Below are 22,792 nucleotides of genomic sequence, written 5' to 3'. Positions count from 1 at the left end.
TGCACATCTCCCTGACACACCGGCCAGACGCTTAGCGACTCGGGAGGATGCTTTGACGATATTATGTTGCACTAAAAATGTACATAGCGAAACATTATTCCAACATATTCTAATATTTAAGATTATAATCTTGAGTATTCGTTTTTCTTAAAGTTTTAACCTAAATGTTCATGTTGGAAGAAATTTATTAATGATTTAATAATCGTTAATTAATGAAGCTTTATGAATTCCTCTCTCAATTAATATCACGCGACTTGACCACACAAACTTTAGACTTATTATTGCCTGGCAAATGCACAAAAATTTAACAATGGCGTAATAATAATATGAAGTATCTCATTGATCTCACAATGCTTTATGAAGTAGACACCGGCATGATCATGATTAATGGAGAAGAGGAGTCTTCCATTAAGTTATCTAACCAGGCGGGACGTCTGCTTTATGAACTTATTATCAATAATGGTAAAACGCTCGACAGAGACGACCTGATAAAAAAGGTTTGGGAGGATCACGGTTTCTCCGGCTCTTCAGTGAGCCTGAATGTTGCCATAAGTGAAATCAGAAAAGCCTTTCGTACGTTAGGGTGCGATCCTTTACTGATAAAAACCATACGCGGCAAGGGCTTCAGCCTTGCCGCGTATATTGAGCATCACACGGTCAGGCCGCCGGTTGTTCCCGCTCTTAACGAACAATCTGCATCTGAAGTGAACGACGCTTTACTGCATAAGAAAGACGCGGATCCGCCTAAGCGAATAATAACGGTGCCCGCGCTCTTAATTTCGCTGGGAATGCTGTTGCTGGTGCTGGTTATCGGCGCCGTCATATTACTGCTGCACCAGCGCGTGTCCTATGCCGACAGCATGAATGATTCTGATATGCATCTGCTCGGTAAAGTGGACCGGTGTACGGTATACCTTATCGATAAGAATATGTTCCAGCCGCGACAGCACTACTTTAATCACGTAAAAGAGGTCATTGCGAAGCAGCATATCGACTGCCAGCATCAAGTTGCGGACGCTTACTATTCCAGGTTTAAAAAGTCGCAGATGGAAAATTATTTTCTGGCTATCTGTTATCAACAGGACAGTATCGACGATTATAAGAATTGCATTTCTTACAGAAGCCTGACCGGGAGTTAAAATATGTCAAGGACTAAAATGAGTGTAATGTTCGGTATCGTACTACTGCTGTCTGTTATCACGCTGGTATGGGTCTATTTAACGAGAACCCAGGACGAAGGATTTGGCTGCCAGTCAGATACGATTTCCTGGAAAACCTATTCCACGGGTGATTCAACCGATATGTCATTAACCACGCTCTTCTTGTTTAACAGTAAAGATATGGTGACGGTTATCCATAAAGGCGTACTGAAGAAAGAGGGCAAAAGCTATCTGATCGACAGGAATTACACGCTCAGCGTGGAAAAGGTCGACGGGAGTAATATTTTTTATATCAAGGATAAAAAGCTGAATAAATCTGAAGACGATATGGCACCTGACGGTGTTGTAAACGAAATGTTACTTGATAATATCAACTTCTTCTATATTACCAGCGTCAAAAAACAAGCGTGGTTAATTAAGGGGCTGGTTTTACCTGTAATGATGTGCGTGGCCGTGCCAACATCCTGATATTTCGCTTCGATGAAAAAATCGATATTTATCTATCGCCAAAAAAAAGACTAATTTACTCAATATGTAACAATAAGATACGGGGAATTTATTTCTCTTTTTATTGTTGCTTATCGCCGAGTGAATTTTTCTGTATTGCCTCGTTATTTTGCGGCTGTCTATACTCCGCCTCGAAAAAGGGGCTCCCCTTTTTATACATGTGGATTCTTTTTTGAAGGACTAAATAAATGAACAAACTGAACGCTATCGTTCTGGGCTCCCTGCTGTCTGTTTCTGCCCTGAGTGCAGTTAATGCTGCAGAAACGACCGCTTCTGCCACCTGGCAGGCAACCGCAACCAAAGACAGCGAATCCGATCTGGTGGTTACGCCAACGCGTGCTTTGAACTTTGTTTACAGCGCCAATACCAAATCTTTCAACACCGATACCGGTCTTTTTGACGTGGCTATCCGTGGCGATCACTCTACGGCGACCAGCTTTAAGCTCGAAGCTATCCTCGACGATTCAAACAACACCCTGTTCAGCGTGGGCGGTGAAGCGACCAAGCTGAAAGTGGGCGCGCGTTGGGGCGGTAACGACCTGGGCTCTATCGGTGGCACCGTGGGCGCAAAATCTACCTCATGGACCACGCTGGTTGATTCTTCTTCCAACACCGGCGTGTCTTCTGGCCTGTGGAACCTGACCACCAGTGCAGGTGCTGCGGCAAATACCGAAATTACCGGCCAGGACAAATTCGTCTTCTACGTTGACTCCGCTCAGGACAACGCGGGTACCGCGAAAGAGTTCAAAGACCTGACCAACAGCCTGTGGGAAGGTACCGTTTCTGTTGCGTTCCGCGCAACCTGGGGCTAAGGCCTGATCGATCCAGGGGCGCAAGCCCCTGTTTAGGGAAATAGCATGTTTAACCTCAAATCCGCCTTCTTATTTTTATTGTTTATTTCTTCCTCCGCGCTGGCCATTAATGTGGGAAAAGTCACCACCATTATTCCAGCGAACGCTGACTCCACCGCCAAGGAAATAAAAAACGAAGCAGACAGCGTGCGTATTGTTTCTGTTCGCGCACAGCGGATCAGCAGCCCGATGGATGAAGGTGTTGTGATTAACCCGGAGAAAGTGGACGAGCTGTTGCTGACGCCGACACGCATGGTGATGCCCGCCGGTACCAGCAATATTGTCAAATTTTACTATCACGGTAATGCCGACAATAAAGAGCGTTACTACCGTATCACCTTCACGGATGAGGGGGTGAGCGAAGAGGTGGACAACGGTTCGCCAAAATACGGCACGGGCATGACGCGCGCGGTGGTGAGCACCATTCTGGTGGTACAGCCCCGGGATAAGAAAATCGATTTCGTCTACGTGGCGGGAAAAATAACCAATAAAGGTAACACCTCTTTTCGCGTCAACGCGACCGGGACCTGCCTGAAGCCGAACCCGGAATCCCCGACAACGCCGTGTACCAAAAACTTCTACCTGATGCCGGAAACCTCGCGCGCTATCGAGGATATCAACATTACGGATAACCATTTTCATCTCGGAATATGGGACCTGAAACAGTTCATTCCTGTTAAGTAAGGATGCATGGTGAAAAATAAATTAGTGTTGCCGGTAATGATGGCTTGCGCATCCGGCACGCTGCCCGCGCTCGCGTACGCAGCCTCAAGCTCCGTGGTTATCGCTAATTACCGTTTTCCCGACTCGCTTTATGGATTGCTGGAGCAGGGGATCAAAATTCCCGTCTATCTGGTGAATGCGCGTCCTCATGCAGCGCAACAAGGGAATCGCGAAGGCACGGCGAGCGAATACGTTCGTATCGGTGACGTGACGCTCTTTGCAAAAGATCGCAAGCTGGGGCTGAGGGACGTTCAGGTTCAGGAGTCCGATAACGGCATCCGCCTGTCAAAAGAGATGCGGACGCTGCTGCAAAGCATTAACGATAAGCAGTTTGATGACCAGATGCGCATTCCGGTAAGCGCGGGTTCAGCGTTCCAGCTGGATCAGAAAAAAATGCGCCTGCTGCTGAACCTGTCGAAGAGCGACTACGGGGTGAATATTCGTCCGCGTGAGGTGGATACTGATGCCCCGACGCCCGACGACCTGAGCGGGACATTCTCCTACAACCTTGGGGCGTATCACACCGAGAGCGGCTACGGCGAAAGCTGGTCATCCGGCTATCTGAATGCCAAAAACTGGATCTCGATGGGCGTCGATCACCTGCTGATCGACGGCTCTGGCTACGTCAACGAGAGCAGCAGCGACACCCAGATGAACGCGGTCATGTGGGAGCGCGACTATCAGGGGATGCGCTACGCCGCAGGCATGCTGAACGGCTGGGCGATGCAGTCCCTGGCAAGCGTCAGCGGTATTTCCGGCGGTGAGGTCTACGGCGTCTCCATGGGCAACCAGGCCAACTCGCGCAAGCGCGATAACACGCTCTCCCTGACGCCGGTAGTGGTCTACTTCCCTACGGCGGGGGAGGCCCGCATTCGTCGGGACGGGCAGCTTATCGGCATCCAGCGCTTTGACGTCGGCAACCATGAAATTGACACCAGCAGCCTGCCCTACGGGATCTACAGCATCGAAGTCGAAGTGGTAAGCGGCAGCCGCACCGTGTCGCGCAGCATGTACACCGTAAATAAGCCGTTCTCCAGCAACGTGTCGGAAACGCTGCGCTGGCAGATGTGGGGCGGGATGTATAGCCGCGATAAGTCCGTCGTTAACTATAAAAAATACGCGAAGCGCAAAAACGAGCAGGACAACACGTACTACTACGATTACGACACCAAACATAAAGACACCATGTCGCTGGTGGGGGCCTCGTTCAGCAAGCGCAGCGGGATGGTCGACTGGAACGCCTCCACCTACATGATGCGGGAACACATCGTCGGCGAGATGTGGGCCTCCCTGAACCTGACGGGCTATTTCTCGGTTAATACCCAGACCATGGCCGCGTCCGACGGGACGTACCGCGCCAACTACGGCGCGAACCTCAGCCTGCCGTGGCAGATCGGTTCGGTCTGGTACTCCCATGAACAGCTCTCCAGCGGTAAGTTCCTCGACATCTATGAGAGCAAGGGCAACACCTGGGGCGCCTCGTTCAGCCTGCCGTCGTTCGGGCTGCCCTCTGCGGGCAACCTGAGCGTGATGCGCCAGGAAGACGACCTTTATCGCTATAAACGCTACCAGCTGGATTACTCCCAGGGGCTTTACGCCGGTCGCTACGGCACGGCGCGCCTGCGCGTGGGGATGTCGCGGAACAAATACGACGGCTATTACGAGGAGAAAGATCGTTATGTGATGCTCGATTTCGCCATACCGATCGGAAACACCGTGTCGGTTGGGGTCTCCCACAATCGTGATACCGGTACGGCGCTGAACGTCAGCGCCAGCCGCCAGTTTGAGGGCGATTACCTGAAGTCGGCCACGGCCAACGTCTCGAAGGCCTTCAACAGCCGCCAGGATCGCAGCGTAAGCGGCGGCGGCAGCGTGAATTTCGACACGCCGTGGAACAGCAACATTCTCAGCGTCCAGAGCGGCATGAGCAAAGGCTGGAACTCCACGCTGACCAGCGACGGCAGCGTGGGCTGGTCCAAAGAGGCGATCGCCGCCGGGAAAGGCACCGAAAGCGCAGGGGTGATCGTCAGCACCGGCCTTAAGTCGGATGAAGCCCTGACGCTGAAGCTTAATGGGCGTGCGGAACGCATCAAAGGGGATAAAACCTGGCTGTCGCTGCCGGCATACCAGGCTTATGACCTGGAGGTGATGAACAGTGAAACCGGTACGGAAAGCTATGAGATTGGCGCGAACGCGCGTCGCCATATCACCGTCTATCCGGGCAATACGGTGGTGATGAAGCCGCAGGTGAAGAAAATCGTCACCCTGTTTGGTCGTCTCGTTGATGCAAACGGTAACCCGATTGGCGCCACGCAAATCAAAAACCACGTCGGTCTGACCCGTACAGAAAACGACGGACGCTTTGTGATTGACGTTGATAAGAATAACCCTGTCCTGAGTATTGCCACGCCGGACGACAGCGTCTGCGAGGTGCGTCTGGATATTGAGTCTAACCGCGGCGCGCTGTGGCTCGGGGACATCTCCTGTAATAAAGGCGATTTCGTCTGGCAGGAAGCAAAAGGAACGCTGGAACGTGACGATGAAAAAGATATTCGCTCTTAATTTGCTGCTGATGAGCGCGGCGGCCTGTGCGCAGGAGTTGCCCTACTTCGCCATCAATAACCCGGATAACGACGGCACGGGAAACAGCGCCGGGCTGTTTAGCCTGAACAGCACCTCGACCGCGTTTTTACACGGTTCGCGCGAGTGGCCGACGCTGAGCGCGAAAACGAATAACGGGATCGCCACCTATATACCGGACAACAGCTTCAACGGCCCGGCAGGCAGCGCGCTGACCATCGACTTTTCGGTGACCGGCTCAAGCGCCTCGCCGTTCTTTAAGGGGACAGCGTGTTCGTCCTGCGGCACCGCGGGCTACACCCCGACGACCAGCTATACCGACACGTCGATGGTGGTGAAGCCTCCGGTGATGGAGTCCGGCACGTCTTATGGACGCTGGGTATTGGGCGATCCGTTCTTCAACTATCTGCTTAACGCCGCGCCAGGCGATGAGGTGACCATCACCTCCACGCCGCAAATCAGCTCGATCAACAAGGTCACCACCACCAATACGCTTCACAAGGTGGGCACGCTGACGATGACCAACTCCAGGGCGCTTAACCTGGGGATTGACCCGATCAGCGGCGAAGTGACGATTATTGACGGATCGACGGGGGCCACCTGCACAAAATACACGCGTAACACGGTGTCTGGCGTGCTGTGCGACCTGCTCGAGTACACCTTTATTGGTGAAGATATCTCCGGCTACAACGGGGGGGCTGGCGCTTACCTCCTCCCGCGTAAACAGCGTGCTGCAAACGCACATGAACGGCGGTACCGGGCTTGCCGCGGAGCTGACCTTCGATGAAAACACCTGGTACAGCATCTCCGGCGGCATCCTGAGCGATACGCGCGTGCTGGCGAACACGTTCCTCGCGGCGCCGCAGAAAAACGGCGGCAAAGCGTACCTTAAGATCTTTTTGCCAAAGGCGTTGATTTTGAGCGTGGCGCAGGCGGGGGACGGCAGCAGCATCGGCAATATCGTCAGCCTGTGCCTGACGCCGGGCAACAGCTCGCTGGCGGCGGACTTCTGCTTCCAGCCCGGCGGCGGACTGGTGATTAACCCTATCGAGCCGGGTCTGGAAATTGTGCCCGATAACCCGGACTACACCCTCGATCCTGACGGTCTGGGTGGCTCCGGAAAAGGCACCATAGGCGAAACGCCGATTGAGATCCCCTACACCATCACCTACAGCGGCGCGCAAAAAGATGCGGCGATCGCGGTCACGGTAAAAGTAACCGGGCCAACCCAAAGCCTGAACGGGGTGGACTACTGCGCCTTCAGCGGCAACGGTTTTACGGTTCCCATTCCGGGCAACGTGCTGGTGGGGAAAAGCCAGGCGAGCATGGCGCATAACTGTAAGGGCGAAGTGCTGCCGATCCCCGCGCCTGCTACGCACCCGGAAGAGTGGGACAAAATGAGCTCCGGCGTGACCGATATGTGGCTATGGAAAACGCCGCTGGTGTTGCAGTTTGTTATGGATAACCCGGTCTCGAAAACTACCTACGACGGAAATAGCTGGTTTGGCGAAGTTACCGCGCAGGGAAGAATAGATGTTAGTGCATCCTGGAATTAATCAACCATGACTGCAAAATTCCTGGCTATTTTTGCAATAAATTGCTTCATTTCCACAGGGGCAAATGCTTTAATTATCGAAAGTCTGAATATTGATTTTCTGCCTGAGAAAGAAGTTGTTTTTCAGCCCATAAAAAATGATACCAGCGAGCGCCAGAATTATACCGTCTCGCTTATCCAGGTAGACGTTCCTAAAGAGAAGGGAAAAGAAACTGAAATAAAAGATGGCGAAGTCATGTATTCGCCAAAGCAATTAACGTTGGGGAGCGGCGAGCGGGCAGGGTTTAAATTTTACTATACCGGCCCGCACGACAATAAAGAGCGATATTATCGCGTAAAATTCACCGAGACGCCGCTCCAGGCAAAGGTTGTCACGCGCAAAGGCCAGCGCATCCAGTCGGATGTGGTGGTCTCGCTTGAGGCGATTTTGATTGTTCGTCCATGGACCCGACATTTTGATTATGCGTTTAGCAACGGGGTGGTGAGTAATACCGGGAATACCTATTTTAAATATGTTTCCTCGGTCGGATGCAGCACGCAATATAACAATTCAAAATATATTCCGCCGGGGCACCGGCTGGAAATAGATAATGCCGGACAGGCCGCAAAGCGGATGATTATTTATGGAAATAAAATCATTCCGCTTACCACCTGCCCGTAGCAACCGCTTTCCTTCATAAAAGGAAATTAGCCTTTAGCAACATGCTAAAGATCCATAACTACAGGAGAAAAAAATGAAAGCGATTTCATTCGTAGAAGCGAAAGATATTATCGGTGGCGCGTTAAACCCGTTCGCTGGTCTGGTTAAGGGTGCACAGCTGGGTTGCGACACCGGCGCGAGCATCATGGGCATGGTTGGCGGTGTGGTTGGCGGAATTCTGGGTGGCGCAATGGGCTTCCTGGGCGCGCTGGTTGGTAGCTACAACTAATTCACGTTTACAGGAAAAGTATCATGCAAGTTATCGATTTCAAAAAAGCACAGGACATCATCGGTGGTTGGGATCCGTTTGCGGCCGCTATTCAGGGTGCAAGCGCAGGCTATAACGCGGGCAGCCAGATGTTAGGCGCGCTGGGCGGCACCATCGGCGGCGTATTCGGCCTGGTGGGCGGCTTCATCGGCGGTTTCTTCAGCGCATAAGCGTGAAGAACGTTGTACGCATGGCCCGCATTGCCGGGCCATTTTTTTATTTCAGCCACGGATAATTATGTTTTCGCTCTTTCAGTATAAAAAGCAGGGTAAGACTCCTGTTATTCGCCAGCATGAATTTACCGAATGTGGGCTGGCCTGCCTGGCGATGGTGCTGGGGCACTACGAGCACCATGTCTCTGTCAGCCAGCTGCGCCGGGAGATTTCCGTTTCCGCCGATGCGGGAACCTCAATGGCGGAATTGATGACCCTTGCCAGCGATAAGAATATGTCCGGCCGGGTGCTAAAAGGCGAAATCACTGAAATAGAAACGTCTGAGCTGCCGCTCATCGCCTTCTGGCGCGGCAACCATTTCGTGGTGATTGTGAAGATCGACAGCCGCAGCGTGACCGTCCACGATCCCGCCAGCGGCGTGCGCCGCTACCGTCTGAAAGAGGCGGAAAAACTCTTTTCCGGCTATGTCCTTGAGCTTAAGCCCACGCCGTGTTTCGAAAAGAAATCTCCGGATGAAAAGCTGACCCTCGGGCGCCTGGCCAATAAATCTCCGAGCCTGTTCCAGCGCCAGCTGCTGCTGTTTGTGCTCTGTATCTTTACCCTCATCACCATGCTGGCGAGCCCCACCTACGTACAGCTGATCATGGACGAGGCTATTTCCCGCAGCGACAGCGATCTGGTGATATTGCTCACCGCGATCTTCGCTATCGTCTTTATTTTTGAAGTCATCGGTAAATTCCTCAAGCAGCTGCTTGAGATCCTGATGCGTAACATTGCCTATGACGACTTGAGCCAGTCCGTCCGGCACTACATGCTACGCACCCAGACCAGCTGGTTCCGCTCGCGTCCGCCGGGCATCGTGCTGGCCATTGAAAAATCGCTCCACGCCTGCGCGGAGTTCATCAGCAATGGCTACGTGCAAATTCTCTTTTCCAGCCTGATCGCCGTGACCAGCCTGCTGTTTATGCTGCTCTATAACGTCAAAATTGCGGTGCTGACGATGCTGCTGATGGGCGTGTTTTTCCTGATCCGCTTTTCGCTGATTGGCCCGTACCAGCGCGCGGTGGATGACTCCATCGAGCGCACCGCCCAGTATGAATCCCTGCTGGTGGAGACGCAGAAAGGGATCATCACGCTCAAGGCGAACAACATGGAGCAGGCCCGGGACGCGGTGATGGACAAATCCCAGCGCGAACACATCGCCGGGCTGATGCGAAAAGAGCGGCTGCTGGCCCGCTTTGACGTGGCCTCGCTGCTGGTGATCAATGCCGAGCAGCTGCTGGTGGTGTGCTTTGGCGCGTGGCTGATCCTGGAAGGGCAGATGAGTATCGGGATGCTGTACGCCTACATCAGCTACAAACGCTATTTTTCAGACGCCATGGTGCAGGTGGCGCAAAAGCTGCTGGACAAAAATGCCCTGAAGGGGCCGCTGGATCGCGTGGGCGACCTGCTGTTCGCCCCTTCAGAGACCAGCCAGTTTGGTAAGCGGATAGTGACCTCGCCGGTCTGTCTGCAGTTTGAGGACGTGTCATTTGCCTATCCTGGCCGGGAGGCCACGCTACAGCATATCAACATGATCCTGCAGCAGGGCGAAGAGGCGGTCATTGTCGGCCAGAGCGGGTCGGGGAAAACCACGCTGCTGCGATTGATCTCCGGCATGCTGCTGGCGTCGTCAGGCACGCTGCGGATCAATAAGATCCCCGTTGAGGAGTGCGATCTCTCCTCGCTGCGCCAGCATATCCGCATCGTACATGCGGACGATATTCTCTTCACCGGCTCGATTCTGGACAACATCGCCTGCTTTGACAGCGCGCCGGATAAAGATCAGGTCATTGCCGCGTGCCGGCTGGCTGAGGTGGACCACGTCGTTGCCCGCCTGCCGCACGGCTACGAAACGGAAATGCTGCCGGGGAACACCTTTTTCTCCGCCGGGGAGATGCAGCGGCTGGTTCTGGCGCGCGCCCTGTACAGCCAGCCGAAGCTGCTGCTCTGCGACGAAGTGACGGCGAACCTGGATAAGACGACCGCGCAAAAGGTGCTGGCGAACCTGCGAAGCCTGGGGATTGGCCTGGTGTTTGTCACCCACTCGCCGGATGTGGTGGGCTGCCACGGGCGTCTCTATACCATGGAAAACGGAACCCTGCGGGAGAGTGAGCAATGATGTTTCTGCCGCGCCTCTATGCCCGGCTCTGCGCGCGCCAGGCCGGGCGCACCCTACTGGCAAACCGGATCGCCCAAAACTACAGCCAGTTTATGCGCTGCCCGGAGGCCGACGTCCCGGCTGATTTCCTGCATCAGAACGCCCATGAGCTGAGCGGTTTTAACTTCGTGGAGCAGATCTTTCCGCCCGCGCTATGGCGGCGCAACGTCCGCTTCGATCTGCACGCCTATGTCGCGCGGTGGACGCAGGCGCAGGGGTTCTACAGCTCGCCCCGCACCCTGCTTCTGGGGATGCGCTGGGCGGGCTTTGGTCTGATCGTGGATGCGCTGCTCGCCACCGCGCCAGAGGATGTACGCTTTCAGTTTATTACCCGCCACCCCGCGCTGCATAAGCTCATGGCGGCACATGAAGAACGGCGCGCCGGTTCGTTTTTCGCCCCCCATCGCCTGGTGACGGTGCTGCTGATGGACGAACGCCTGCCGGACGTGCCGCTGTTTATGACTCAGGCGGGCGATCAAAAGGCAGGGTTAACGGATGTCTCAACGCGCTTTTTATCGCGCTATGGCTACCGTATCCGCACGCTTCTGCCCGTCTGCTCGCTGCACTCGGCGGAATTTGCGCTGGAAAGCCAGGCGTATGCGCCGGAGGATTACCGTCAGGCGGCCACCGACACGCTAAACGCGCTGCGCAAAACCCCCACGCTCTGGAGTGCCTGGGACGATCTTTCAGTGATTTATCATGGATGACATATCGTGAAATTAAAAAACCGAAGCCGACAGCGTCGGGCGCTGATCCCGCACCACTTCTCAAAAAGTTACCACATCAACGCGCCGCGGCTGAAAACCGTGCTGGCGCTGTTCATCTCCTTTTTCCTCTGCCTGCTGGTCTTTGCGATTGTCTTTAATTTTTCGGAAACCACGCTGGCTCGCGGTGTGCTGATCCCGGCGCAGGGCGATGTCGAAGTGCGCGCCCGGGAGTCCGGTACGCTGGTTGATTTTGCCGTGCGCCCGGGCCAGTACGTGAAGGAAAACGATCCGCTGTTCACCGTGTCGCAGGACTACGGCGGCAAGCAGGGCTCGGTGGTGCAGTTTGACCGCCAGCAGATGGAAGCCGAGAAAAAGCGCAGCGAGCAGCGCATTCAGGCTATTGAGGATTCTATTGCGTCGTACCGCAAAAACCTGGCCCAGCAGCTGAGCCTTACCGACCGGCAGATAGCCGTTTCCCGCGATAAGGTGAAAAAGCTGCGCGCGCTGCTTAAAAACAGCACCGACACCTACCAGGCGTGGAAATCTGTCTCCGGAAAGGGCTATGTTTCTAAAGTGGACCTCGATAAAAGCCACAACGATGTGCTCAACGCGCAGCTCAACCTGACGCTGGAGGAGAGCACGATCCTTGAGCTTGAGGCGCGCAAAACCAGCCTGACCGACAGCACCCAGTCGCAAATCGACTCCCTGAGCGAGGAGCAGCTGTACGTGAAAAACCGCATCAGCGAAATCGACCGTAACCTGTCCAGCCGGGGCAGTTCGACCATGGCCATGCTTGCCCCTGCGGATGGCTACGTGGTGGCGATTAACTTCCCGCCCGGCCGGGCCATTACGCAAAACAGCGAGGTGGTGGTGGTGATCCGTAAAAATACCGCGGCCACGATGGAAGGGTACCTTTATGTTCCGGCAACGGGGGTGGGGCGCGTGGCGAAAGGCGATAAGGTCAAGCTGCGCTTTGACTCCTGGCCCGTGGACAAATACGGATCGGTGGAGGCAACGCTGTCCGATTTCTATGAGGTAAACATTGATGCCCATTCGGCGCTGATCCCGCTGCAGGAAGGGCAAAACTACTACCTGGCCAAAGTGCGCGTTCCCTCCTGGTTTACCGATCCGGACAAGAAAAAGCGCATGCTGATGGGCGGGATGACGGTTAACGCCGATATCGTTATCGATCGTAAGCCGCTTATCAACCTGCTGATTGCTCCGCTGGAAAGGGTGCGCAAGCGGTTTATCGATTGACCCGATTTCATCGATCATCGCCCTGTAACCCACATTTTAAACGACAGCATGCGGCTATTCTCCTTCTCATACCAACCGGAGGATAGCCCATGAACATCACCCAAATACGCAATGCCACCCAGCTGATTACCTATGCGGGAAAACGCTTTTTAATCGATCCGATGCTGGCCCCGAAGGGCGCTTATCCGGGCTTTCCCGGCACGGCGCGCGCGGATATTCGCAACCCGATGGTCGAGCTTCCGGTCGACGTTCATACGCTGCTGGATGCCGACGCCGTGATCGTCACCCATACCCATGACGATCACTGGGATCGGCACGCCGTTGAGCTGATCGCCAAAGATAAGCCGATCTACGTGCAAAATGATAGCGACGCCGCGCTGCTGCGCGGCCAGGGATTTAACAACCTGACGGTCATGACCGATGAAACGTCGTTTGGCGATATCCGCATAGCGAAAACCCACGGCGGCCAGCACGGAACCGATCGCGCCTACGCCGTTCCGGAACTGGCGGAACGGCTGGGCGAAGCCTGCGGAGTGGTATTACGCCATCTCGACGAAAAAACGCTCTATATTGCCGGAGATACGATCTGGCGCGATGAGGTTGCGGCCGATCTGCAAAAGCACCGGCCGGATGTCGTCGTGCTCAACGCCGGTTATGCCCACGTCATCGGCTTTGGGCCGATCATCATGGGGCAGGAAGACCTGCTTAACGTGCATTTCCTGCTGCCTCAGGCGAAAATTGTGGCGACCCATATGGAGGCCATTAACCATTGTCTGCTGACCCGCCGCGCGCTGCGTGAGTACGCTGAAGCCAATCAGATCGGTGACGCGGTAAGCATTCCCCAGGACGGCGAAACCGTTATATTCTGAGCCTCTGAAGGGAAAGGAGAGACAGATGCCACTCATCAACGTTGCTATCGTCGCGGTGGACGGGTTTAGCCCGTTCCACTACTCCGTTCCCTGCATTCTGTTCGGCGATACGGTGTCGGGTGAAAAGCGCTTTAACGTGACAATCTGCGCCGAAAAACCCGGCATGTTGACCTCAAATGACGGTTTTGCACTGAATGCGACGCAGGATTTTACTGCCCTGGGGCAAGCGGATATCGTGGTGGTGCCTTACTGGCAGCACGTTTTTGAACGTCCGCCCCAGGCCTTGATCGACAGCCTGATTCAGGCCCGAAACAACGGGGCGGAAATCGTTGGGCTGTGCCTGGGCGCGTTCGTGCTGGGCTATACGGGCATCCTTGATGGCAAGCGGGCCGCCGCCCACTGGGAGTTTGAACGCCAGTTTCAGTCGCTCTTTCCGCAGGTCCGGCTGGATATCAACGCCCTCTATGTTGCTGACGGCAATATTATTACCTCTGCGGGTACCGCCGCCGCGCTGGACTGCTGTTTGTATATCATCCGCCAGCGCTTTGGCAGCGTGGCCGCCAATCAGATTGCCCGCCGGATGATTGTGCCGCCGCACCGCGAGGGCGGGCAGGCGCAGTTCATTGCGCAGCCGGTGCCGAAGGATACCCGCGACGGGCGGATCAACTGTCTGATTGACTACCTCCAGCAGCACATTGCCGAACCGCACAATCTGGATTCGCTGGCGGAAATCGTCTCGATGAGCCGCCGGACGCTGACCCGCCATTTCAGCAAGGCCACGGGGATGAGCGTGGCCGACTGGCTCACCGCCGAGCGCCTGCGGCGCAGCCAGATCCTGCTGGAGTCCGGCAATCTGCCCATCGAAAACGTCGCCGAGCAGGTAGGGTTTTTATCCGCGGTGACGTACCGGCAGCAGTTTAAGGCGCGCTTTGGCGTCAGTCCGGCGGAGTGGCGTAAGACGTTCCGCACTCGCCTGTAGGCCAGGTCAATGTAACGTCTCCTGGCAACTACCCCAACCGCTCCATCCGCGTTTCGCCCTCCACCATCGACAGCTGATACAGCGAAAACGACCGGTGCTTTTCAATTAACTGTGCCAGCTGCGGCGAGTGGCTGGTGAGCCAGATCTGCGAGTAGCGGCTGGCCTCGGCAATGAGGCTTGCCAGCGCGGGCAGCATCTGCGGGTGCAGGCTGTTTTCCGGCTCGTTGAGGGCGATAAAGGCCGGTGGCCGCGGGCTGAGTAACGCCACCGCCAGGCACAGGAAGCGCAGGGTGCCGTCGGAGAACTCTGCCGGTTCCAGCGGGCGGCTTAAGCCCTCGCGCTGCATCATCATGCGAAAGCGTCCGCCGGTGTTGTCGCTGTAAAACACACAGCCGGGGAAGGCCTGGTCGAGGATGCGCATCAGGAGCAGTTCGTCGCCGATTTCGACAATGGTCTGAAACGCGGCGGCAAGGTTCGCGCCGTCGCTGGCCAGCACCGGGGAGCGGAAGCCCACCTGCGGCGCGCGGATCGCCGAGCCGGATGAGACGGAAAACTCATGATAAAAGCGCCAGTTACGCAGGGACTCTCGCATCTGCGACACTTCCGGGTAGAGGTGCGGTTCACCGAGCTGCCCGAATACCGATTCGTTCTCATACAGCGTGCCGCTGTGGGTCACTTTTTCATGATGAACGTTATTGAGAAAGACCGCCTGATTTCTGCGCTTCATCAGCTGTGACGACGGGCGACGGTGCTGGCCGCTCAGCCAGATAGACTCCTCTTTGATCACCGGATCGAGCTGAAACTGTGAGGGGTAGGGCAGCTTTTCCACAAACCCGACCTGGAGTTCGTACTCATAGGTTTCGGTTTCCACCGCCAGGTTCATGCGCCGCAGCCGATCGCTACGGGTTTGACCCGCCCAGAACACCTTCAAAATGCCCCCCTCGTTCGCCAGTGCCTGGGAAAATTGCCCCTGCGCCGCGCTGTGCATCAGGTAAATGGCCTTATAAATATTGGATTTCCCGGTGCCGTTGGGGCCGAAAACAATGTTGAGCTGTTCCAGCTCCAGCGACATGTCGCGAATCGAGCGGTAGTTTTGAATATGCAGGGTGTTGATCATTGGTTTACTCCGCGGTGCTGTCTTAACCTGTATATAGTTACAGTGTTTTGCGCGGAGTGCAAAAAAAGACGACAATGAGGTGTCGTCTAAACGGGGTACGGCTTTGGGCCTCTGTGGGTCAACGGGGCCTTCGCTTCTTTATTATCAGGTTACGGCCAGACGCAGACCCAAATCATCAGGATAGGGATCAAAGTAGTTTTGCGTCATCAGATACCGGTCAGGGTATTCGGCCAGATAATGTTTCAGCAGCGTCAGCGGCGCGAGGATCGGCAGCAGTCCGTCGCGGTAGTGCAGGATCACGTCACGCAGCTCACCGCGCTGGCGGCTGTTCAGCTGGTTACGGAAATAGCCCTGAATGTGCATCAGCACGTTAGTGTGATTTTTCCGCGACGCGGGCTTTTTCAGGATCGTCATCAGCTTTTCGCGATACGCCACGAAAAACGCGTCCAGATCGTCCCACTCGTGCAGCGATGCCACAAACGGGCCAATTTCACGGTAGCCTGCCTGATGATGCGCCAGAAGCTGAAGCTTATAGCGGCTGTGGAAGTCCAGCAGCGCGCGGCGCGTCAGGCCATTTTTACGCAGCACGTTCAGCTCGTGGAGGGCGAAGACGCGCTCAACAAAGTTTTCCCGCAGCACCGGATCGTGCAGTCGACCATCCTCCTCTACGGGCAGCCACGGCCAGGATTCAAGGAGAGCGGCGGTGAACAGCCCGACGCCCTCCTTGCGGCCCCGGTTGCCGTTTTCATCATACAGCCGCACGCGCTCCATGCCGCAGCTCGGTGATTTTGCACAGACGATAAAACCGGACAAATCGCCGATTTTTGGCAGATAATCGCGCGTGAAGTCGGCCATTTTCTGCGTAACGTCATCGTGCGGCGCTTTGCTAAAACGCATTTCTGTCTCGCCGCTAGTGGTCATGATCAGGCGCAGCGCCGGACGAGGCGTAGGCAGACCGATGGCCATCTCGGGGCAAACGGGCCGGAAAGTGACCCACTGGGCCAGCTCGTCCATTACAAAGCCCATACGCTTATGCCCGCCGTCAAAGCGAACGGCGGAGCCGGTCAAACATCCGCTAATACCCAGCACAGGTTTTGTTGTCATGGTGTGCACCTCCCGATCTCATATCTAAAAGTTACACAACAATGAGTATTTGTCCAAGTATTGGCGGAATTATTTTTTAATAGTCTTTAAAATCAAAGGCAATTAGCTTCCCTTGTAGGTCGAGTAACCGTACTGGCTGAGCAGAAGCGGGATGTGCAGCTTTTCGTTAGTACGCGTCACGGTGAACAGAACCGGAACTTCCGGGAAGAACGTTTCCAGCTTTTTACCGTGGAAGTAATCGGCGGTTTTGAAGGTCACTTTATACACGCCAGGCTCCATATCCCGATCCTGCGGATAGAGTGATTTGATACGCCCGTCGTGGTCGGTTTTACCGCTGGCAATCGGGGTCCACTTGTCCTGCTGCTGCTTCTCAAGCGTGACGGTAACGTCCGATGGCGGCATACCGGTTTGCTGGTCAAGGACGTGCACGCTGAGCGTGCCTGCCGGGGCGCTGAAGGCGGCAGGGGCGAAGGCCAGGGTGGAGAGCATCAGCAGTGGGAGTGTTTTTTTCATCGCGTTTTCCTGTTGTGTGTAATGGGTGACAGGAAAACGTTAGCACTCGCTGCGCGGAAAAATATTCAACTTTTCGTGAAGTTTGCCACAGCAGAAAATAATCAGAGGATAATTACCTCAAGGGAAACCTGCTGTTGCCACTGCGAGGCCTGTTTTTTCCGCGCGGCGGTGAGTTTGCCGCTGGTGACCAGCAGCCATTTGCGATCCGGGAAAATTTCCGGCGCCAGCGCGGCAGGGGGAACCGGCAGGATGTCGATGCGGTGGCCCTGGCCGGTGCGCGTTAACGCTTCGAGCCAGATTTCACACGGGTCGTTGAGGTACCAGCCGCTGATGAGAACGTTATCGCCCGGCGCTTTTTTGTCGCCCTCAAGGCAAAACGAGGTGTAGGCGATGATAATCCCGTCGAGGATCTCGCGCAGGGTCATGGCGGCGGCGACGTTGGCTGATATCTGGCTGCGCAACGGACGCAGCACGTTAGCCACCAGCTCCGGCCGAGGGTATTCGCGTCCGGCGTCGTAAATCATCTGACGCAGGGATTCGATTTTTCCCTCCTGCAATTTTTGCATCATGGTCTGTTGCAGGGTTTGCCAGTTGTTGGCGCGACGCGGGACGGGGCGCTCCAGCAGCGATTTTACCTGGCCGATGGGGACGCCTTTTTTCACCCAGTCGAGGATTTTTAACGCCTGCTGAACGTCCTCATCGCTGTACTGGCGATGGCCGCCGTCCGTGCGCTCTGGCTTGAGTAAACCATAGCGGCGCTGCCACGCCCGCAGCGTGGTGGCGGTGATGCCGCTGAGTCTGGCGAATTCGCCGATGGAGTAAGCCATGTCTGCATCCGAAGAGAAGGAATAATCTCAATATACTACGAATATTTGATGATGAGATGAAGCACCTCACCGGTGCACTACACTTAACTTCCAACCGCGTAAAAGAAAGGAGCTCTCATGAGGCTATGGCCTGTTGTTACCGGTGTCGCCATTGCGCTGACGCTGGTTGCCTGTAAATCTCCCACGCCGCCGAAAGGCGTGCAGCCCATCTCAGGCTTCGATGCCAGCCGCTATCTCGGCAAATGGTATGAAGTCGCCCGACTGGAAAACCGCTTCGAGCGTGGTCTGGAACAGGTCACTGCGACTTACGGCAAGCGCAGCGACGGCGGCATCAGCGTGCTTAACCGCGGCTACGATCCGGTGAAGAACAAGTGGAACGAGAGCGAAGGTAAAGCCTACTTTACCGGCGAGCCGACCACGGCCGCGCTGAAGGTATCGTTCTTCGGCCCGTTCTACGGCGGCTATAACGTGATCAGGCTGGACGATAAGTACCAGTATGCGCTAGTCAGCGGCCCGAACCGCGACTACCTGTGGATTTTATCGCGCACCCCGACCATCCCGGATGCGGTAAAACAGGACTACCTGAATACCGCACGCAGTCTGGGCTTCCGGGTCGATCAGCTGGTGTGGGTTAAGCACTAAGCCTACTGATACGAAAAGGTGATGCTCGCCAGCGCGTTAGCCGAGCCGGGGACCAGTTCTCCGGTTCGGATATACTGCGCCTGGAACGGCAGCGACAGCGTTTGTGCCGCACCGGTGGTCTGGATATAAAACTGCCCCCCCCGTGCCCGCGGCCGAGCTGTCCGGCCCCATCGTCAGCGGCCCGGTGCCGTTATAGTAAAACTGCACCCCGATGCCGGAGGCCGTGGAGTCCCCGGTCAACGACACGACCGATGAGGTGTTTGACGGCGTGGTCTGATCGGTCATGACGGCGTTAACCGCCACGTTCTCATCGCAACTCAGGCTGACGGTAAACTCCCCCGACGGCGAGGTGCTGCCAACCACGGGCAGGGTATGGACGTCAATGGCGCCCAGCTCAACGTTGGCGCTTTTTGCCCCCACCGTGCAGCCGCTTGCCGTCACCGTGATGGTGGTAGGGTTGATGATCACCTGCGCGGTTTTCACTTCGTTGTTGTAAGCCGTCAGGATCGCCGCGTTGAGGGTGCCGGTCTGATAAACGCCGGATTTCAGGGCGGTACCGGTCTTGATAAAGGTCACTTTTGCCGACCAGCCCAAAGAGGTGGCATAGCCGTTGGTGCCGTCTGCGGGATAGCTCTGGGTGACGCCGGTTTGCAGCGGTACCCAGGTGGTACCGTTGAAGTCCTTCAGCCCGATGATGTACCCCACGCCGGGCACGCCGGTTTCAAAAATGGTGTAATTTACCCCGTCCAGGGTAACCGTCATGCCGCTTGATATGGCGCTACTTCCCGGCTCCAGCGTGCCTTTATTGCAGGTAAACACCAGTCCACACCAGAAGACCTCCTGGACATTCGCCGTGGCGCTCCACGTTGAGCCGATGATTTTACCCGGCGTGATGGAGTCTGCCGGGCCGCTGTAGGTCATCGGCTGGGGTGACAGCACGATATCTGATTTCCACTCCATTGCGAGCGCGCTGGTCGACGCCAGCAGCCAGCCGATCGTCAGAAAAATACGCATTATTGATACTCCGTAGTCCAGGTAGCCACGGCGGAAACGTCGCCGACCGTTACGGGGGCGCCGGTCGCGACCAGCCGTGCATAAAACGTCATGTTCACGTTCTCATCGCCCGCCGCGCCGTAGGTGCGGGTTTGCGCGTCCAGCGGGATCGGTACGCCGTCGCGGTCGAGGATCTGCACCGCCACGCCGGTCGCGCCGCCGTCGGCAATCTTCAACAGCTGCGGGTTCTCGCTATCCGGGCTGCCGCTGAAGCGAATTTTTACTCCGGCAAAGGTCGGCCCGCACTCCTCAAGCCTGAGCGCGAAGGGCGTTTTGACGTTGCTGACCGCGCCCGTCTCGCTGAACTGTTTGATGCCGGGAGTGCCCAGCGGCACGTTTTGCTCCTTCGACGCTTCCGCGACGATGCAGGTATTACCGATGACGCTGCCGGTAACGGAGACCAGCACGTCATAGCCGCGCACCGGAACGGCGATCGGCAGCAGCAGGGCCAGATAAATAAACCGGACGGTTACTGACATACCACCTCCTGTGAATAAAGCCCGGTGCGGGCGTTATAATTCTGCGCGTTCAGCGCGTAGTGAATGGTGCAGCGCTGGCCGCTGCCGCGTCCCCACGCGGCGTTTAAGGTTCCTTTTGCTGACAGGCCGGTCAGATACAGGCTGCCGCCATCGCCGACGATACCGCTGGCGTAGTTATCCTCTGATGAGACCAGCGCGCCGAACGGGAGCACGTCCTTCGCATGACGCACGATCAGCATCGCTTTAGCCCCCTGACGCGTGGTGAGGGTGGCGCGAACCAGTGCCCCGTCGGTCGGCGTTTTGTTGACGATGGCGTTCTCCAGCTCCACGTCGCTGCCAACGGTTGTGACATCCAGCGCAACCTGATTGACGCGATACGGCGTGGCGTAGGGGATCACCGCATAGCCCCGGCTGTCGGTTTTAATGCCCCTGTGGTTGAGCACGGTGACGTTGCCGGCTCCCGGCGCTTTCACCAGAATATTGGTGTTCCCGAGCGGCTGGCTTAGCGTCAGACCATCTTCATGCAGTACCGCGCCGCCGCTCATTCCGTAGCTGAGGTTGCGGGAGTCGCCGGCGTAGCTGTAGCCCAGGTTATAGTCTCCCCATGCGCCTTCATACTGCAGCGCGGCATCGCCGCCGTAGTGCTGCTGCGCGCTGTAGCGCTGGTTGACGCTATAAAAGAGGTTCTCCTGCCCCGGCAGATATCCGCTCACGCCTGTACTGGCGGTAGTGCCGGCCGGGTCCGCATGGGTGGCGGTAAAGCGAAGACGCGTCGACAGCGCCGGGTTGCCCAGCGGTACCGAAAGGGACAGCGCCAGGAGGTTATCTTTCCTGCTGTCGTACAGGCTCGAGCTTCGCTGAGCGCTGATGCCAAGCGACAGGTTACGAAACGTAGCGTTCCACGCGAACTGCAAACTTTGCGTGGTTTTCGACGTGTTCCAGTAGGTTTGTTGATCCCATGACAGCGACAGCGAGCCGTACTCGCCCATCGGCTGCGACACCAGCAGCTGGTTTTTGGCTTTACGCGCCATATGCAGGTTGTACACCGAATCGTAGTGGGTGGTGACGGTGCCATCCGCTTCCACGGTCTGCTTCGGCGCTCCCCCCGCCATGCTCTTCCACGCGGTATCGCTGAGGGTATAAAACCCTTCCGTTGAGTACCGCAGCGAAAAGAAGTTGATCCGCGTACCGGTATTGTTCAGCAGCTTGCTGTACCGCAGGCGCACCGAATCGCCGGTGTAGCGCTGATTATCGGCAAGCTGGCTCCTGGCATGGGTCAGATCGAGAGAGTACGCGCCAAAGCGGCCGAGGTTCTGCCCGATCCCGAAGGCCAGGCCGCGATAGCGATCGGAAAACTGCGCCCCGCCATAAAACGTGAGGCCATATCGCCAGCCCAAAAACAGCTCGCCCTGGCCGAAGGAGGGCGAGATCTGATTGCCCACCGGACGGTATTTCCCCGCTCCCAGGGCATATTTCACCTGACCGTTACGCACCAGATTTGGCACGCTGGCAAAGGGCAGGGTATACCGCGTCTGGCTGCCGTCGCTCTCCTGAATGGTGACCGCGAGATCGCCGCCGGAAGAGGTCGGATAGAGATCTTTCAGCACAAAGGCCCCCGGCGGAACGGAGGTTTGATAGATGATGTTACCGTTCTGGCGAACCGTCACCGTGGCGTTGCTGCGCGCGATGCCGCGCACTTCAGGGGCGTACCCGCTCAGGCTGGCGGGCAGCATATTGTCATCGGTCTTCAGGGCTACCCCACGCAGGCCAACGGCGTCGAACACCTGCGACGAGGTGTACGTTTCCCCCGCATAGGCCTGAGCGCGCAGGGCGCGGATATCCCGCTGTAGCCAGGTCTGCACGTGGGTCAGTTCGTTACCCTCTTTGGTCCACGTGGTGAAATCACGCAGCCGCCATGCGCCAAGGTTGGCGCCGCTGTTGAGGCTGACGAACAGCTGCTGTTCCCGCGTGCGCGTCTCGCCCCGGTATTCATTATTCGCGCCGTTGACCACGTAGTTCAGCCATGCGGCAGGGATTCCTGATTCCCAGCTCTCGGGGCTGACGTACCCGCGTGGCACGTTGCGCATCGCGCTTTGCGGCACGGTGAAGCTGAGGGTGAGGGTCTTCTGGTCAAAATCGAACCGGGCATCGGCAACTGACCGGGTGACAAAAATGCAGCCCCGGGCAGGCGAAGGCGCATCCCCTTTTTCCTGACGGCTTTCAATCCCAAGCGCGGCGAACTGCTCTGGCGTAAGGCACGGCAGCGCTTCGCCCGATCTGTTTTCAGCAGCGCGGAACGTGACATTCCCTGTGAAGGCGTACCGGGTGTTGATATACACGTTGAGGTTGTAATCGCCCGGAGGCAGCGCGCTGCCGGCGTTCACCCAGGCGAGATCGGCGCCGTTTGCGCTTTCGCCGTTGAGAAACGCGGGGTTAAACTGCAGCTCGCTTTCAGCAGCCGCGGCTTGCCGAATCACCAGGGCGATTACCGTGGCGCACAGGATTTTTGTTTTCATGTGGTCACGCCT

At 56.4% G+C, this 22,792-nt stretch carries 22 protein-coding genes and 1 pseudogene; 16 read left to right on the top strand and 7 right to left on the bottom strand.

The annotated features are described in order from the left end of the window. The first annotated feature begins 326 nt into the window (after nucleotides 1-326). From HWQ14_RS04725 to HWQ14_RS04660, 15 genes are all read left to right on the top strand, one after another. The gene (locus tag HWQ14_RS04725) at nucleotides 327-1,139 is read left to right on the top strand and encodes a winged helix-turn-helix domain-containing protein (RefSeq protein ID WP_176609097.1); all 813 of its coding nucleotides are present in this window, start codon (nucleotides 327-329) and stop codon (nucleotides 1,137-1,139) included. 18 nt (nucleotides 1,140-1,157) lie between these two features. Further along, nucleotides 1,158-1,628, top strand: a complete 471-nt coding sequence (locus tag HWQ14_RS04720; protein WP_148420406.1) for a hypothetical protein — start codon at nucleotides 1,158-1,160, stop codon at nucleotides 1,626-1,628. A 227-nt stretch (nucleotides 1,629-1,855) separates the two neighbouring features. Further along, the gene (locus HWQ14_RS04715; RefSeq protein ID WP_176609096.1) at nucleotides 1,856-2,479 is read left to right on the top strand and encodes a common pilus major fimbrillin subunit EcpA; all 624 of its coding nucleotides are present in this window, start codon (nucleotides 1,856-1,858) and stop codon (nucleotides 2,477-2,479) included. 45 nt (nucleotides 2,480-2,524) lie between these two features. After that, nucleotides 2,525-3,202 (top strand): pilus assembly protein, encoded by a 678-nt coding sequence (locus HWQ14_RS04710; protein ID WP_176609095.1) that lies wholly within the window; start codon nucleotides 2,525-2,527, stop codon nucleotides 3,200-3,202. A 6-nt stretch (nucleotides 3,203-3,208) separates the two neighbouring features. Next, nucleotides 3,209-5,803 (top strand): CS1-pili formation C-terminal domain-containing protein, encoded by a 2,595-nt coding sequence (locus HWQ14_RS04705; protein WP_176609094.1) that lies wholly within the window; start codon nucleotides 3,209-3,211, stop codon nucleotides 5,801-5,803. After that, the gene (locus HWQ14_RS23215; RefSeq protein ID WP_245166440.1) at nucleotides 5,781-6,608 is read left to right on the top strand and encodes a hypothetical protein; all 828 of its coding nucleotides are present in this window, start codon (nucleotides 5,781-5,783) and stop codon (nucleotides 6,606-6,608) included. Before HWQ14_RS04705 ends, HWQ14_RS23215 begins: the two co-directional genes overlap by 23 nt. Next, nucleotides 6,565-7,377 carry a hypothetical protein gene (locus tag HWQ14_RS23210; RefSeq protein ID WP_245166439.1) on the top strand — a complete coding sequence of 271 codons (813 nt, stop codon included), beginning with the start codon at nucleotides 6,565-6,567 and terminating at the stop codon, nucleotides 7,375-7,377. Before HWQ14_RS23215 ends, HWQ14_RS23210 begins: the two co-directional genes overlap by 44 nt. 6 nt (nucleotides 7,378-7,383) lie before the next feature. Beyond that, on the top strand, nucleotides 7,384-8,037 hold the full coding sequence (locus HWQ14_RS04695; protein WP_148420411.1) for a hypothetical protein: 654 nt from the start codon (nucleotides 7,384-7,386) through the stop codon (nucleotides 8,035-8,037). A 73-nt stretch (nucleotides 8,038-8,110) separates the two neighbouring features. Beyond that, complete coding sequence (locus HWQ14_RS04690) at nucleotides 8,111-8,305, top strand: hypothetical protein (protein WP_176609093.1); 195 nt, start codon at nucleotides 8,111-8,113, stop codon at nucleotides 8,303-8,305. Between the two features lie 23 nt (nucleotides 8,306-8,328). Then, nucleotides 8,329-8,514 carry a hypothetical protein gene (locus HWQ14_RS04685; RefSeq protein ID WP_148420412.1) on the top strand — a complete coding sequence of 62 codons (186 nt, stop codon included), beginning with the start codon at nucleotides 8,329-8,331 and terminating at the stop codon, nucleotides 8,512-8,514. A 67-nt stretch (nucleotides 8,515-8,581) separates the two neighbouring features. After that, nucleotides 8,582-10,678, top strand: coding sequence for a peptidase domain-containing ABC transporter (locus tag HWQ14_RS04680; protein ID WP_176609092.1), 2,097 nt, complete (start codon nucleotides 8,582-8,584; stop codon nucleotides 10,676-10,678). Then, the gene (locus HWQ14_RS04675; RefSeq protein ID WP_176609091.1) at nucleotides 10,675-11,424 is read left to right on the top strand and encodes a hypothetical protein; all 750 of its coding nucleotides are present in this window, start codon (nucleotides 10,675-10,677) and stop codon (nucleotides 11,422-11,424) included. The genes HWQ14_RS04680 and HWQ14_RS04675 overlap by 4 nt, the downstream gene beginning before the upstream one ends. Nucleotides 11,425-11,430: 6 nt before the next feature. Then, the gene (locus tag HWQ14_RS04670) at nucleotides 11,431-12,681 is read left to right on the top strand and encodes an HlyD family secretion protein (RefSeq protein WP_148420415.1); all 1,251 of its coding nucleotides are present in this window, start codon (nucleotides 11,431-11,433) and stop codon (nucleotides 12,679-12,681) included. An 89-nt stretch (nucleotides 12,682-12,770) separates the two neighbouring features. Beyond that, on the top strand, nucleotides 12,771-13,550 hold the full coding sequence (locus HWQ14_RS04665; RefSeq protein WP_176609090.1) for an MBL fold metallo-hydrolase: 780 nt from the start codon (nucleotides 12,771-12,773) through the stop codon (nucleotides 13,548-13,550). A 25-nt stretch (nucleotides 13,551-13,575) separates the two neighbouring features. Beyond that, nucleotides 13,576-14,529: a GlxA family transcriptional regulator gene (locus HWQ14_RS04660; RefSeq protein ID WP_176609089.1), complete on the top strand. Its 954-nt coding sequence runs from the start codon at nucleotides 13,576-13,578 to the stop codon at nucleotides 14,527-14,529. Between the two features lie 28 nt (nucleotides 14,530-14,557). Here the strand turns inward: HWQ14_RS04660 and HWQ14_RS04655 are convergent, their stop codons facing one another. The 4 genes from HWQ14_RS04655 to HWQ14_RS04640 form a co-directional block, all read right to left on the bottom strand. Beyond that, nucleotides 14,558-15,646, bottom strand: coding sequence for an AAA family ATPase (locus tag HWQ14_RS04655; RefSeq protein WP_176609088.1), 1,089 nt, complete (start codon nucleotides 15,644-15,646; stop codon nucleotides 14,558-14,560). A 144-nt stretch (nucleotides 15,647-15,790) separates the two neighbouring features. Then, a complete protein-coding gene (locus HWQ14_RS04650) occupies nucleotides 15,791-16,750 on the bottom strand; it encodes a YbgA family protein (protein ID WP_176609087.1) in 960 nt (319 codons plus the stop codon). A 102-nt stretch (nucleotides 16,751-16,852) separates the two neighbouring features. Then, a complete protein-coding gene (gene uraH / locus HWQ14_RS04645) occupies nucleotides 16,853-17,263 on the bottom strand; it encodes a hydroxyisourate hydrolase (protein ID WP_148420420.1) in 411 nt (136 codons plus the stop codon). 101 nt (nucleotides 17,264-17,364) lie between these two features. Continuing rightward, nucleotides 17,365-18,090, bottom strand: coding sequence for a MerR family transcriptional regulator (locus HWQ14_RS04640; protein WP_176609086.1), 726 nt, complete (start codon nucleotides 18,088-18,090; stop codon nucleotides 17,365-17,367). Between the two features lie 117 nt (nucleotides 18,091-18,207). Between HWQ14_RS04640 and HWQ14_RS04635 the strand changes: the two genes are divergently transcribed. Further along, nucleotides 18,208-18,732: a lipocalin family protein gene (locus HWQ14_RS04635; protein ID WP_148420422.1), complete on the top strand. Its 525-nt coding sequence runs from the start codon at nucleotides 18,208-18,210 to the stop codon at nucleotides 18,730-18,732. 2 nt (nucleotides 18,733-18,734) lie between these two features. Here the strand turns inward: HWQ14_RS04635 and HWQ14_RS04630 are convergent. From HWQ14_RS04630 to HWQ14_RS04620, 3 genes and pseudogenes are all read right to left on the bottom strand, one after another. Continuing rightward, nucleotides 18,735-19,746, bottom strand: a pseudogene (locus HWQ14_RS04630) (fimbrial protein). Continuing rightward, the gene (locus HWQ14_RS04625) at nucleotides 19,746-20,264 is read right to left on the bottom strand and encodes a fimbrial protein (RefSeq protein WP_176609085.1); all 519 of its coding nucleotides are present in this window, start codon (nucleotides 20,262-20,264) and stop codon (nucleotides 19,746-19,748) included. Before HWQ14_RS04625 ends, HWQ14_RS04630 begins: the two are co-directional and overlap by 1 nt. After that, on the bottom strand, nucleotides 20,255-22,780 hold the full coding sequence (locus HWQ14_RS04620; RefSeq protein WP_176609084.1) for a fimbria/pilus outer membrane usher protein: 2,526 nt from the start codon (nucleotides 22,778-22,780) through the stop codon (nucleotides 20,255-20,257). Before HWQ14_RS04620 ends, HWQ14_RS04625 begins: the two co-directional genes overlap by 10 nt. Nucleotides 22,781-22,792: the final 12 nt, after the last annotated feature.

Source organism: Enterobacter cloacae (assembly GCF_013375935.1).
GTDB classification, from domain to species: Bacteria; Pseudomonadota; Gammaproteobacteria; order Enterobacterales; family Enterobacteriaceae; genus Enterobacter; species Enterobacter pasteurii.
This window is presented reverse-complemented; position numbering and strand designations above follow the sequence as displayed.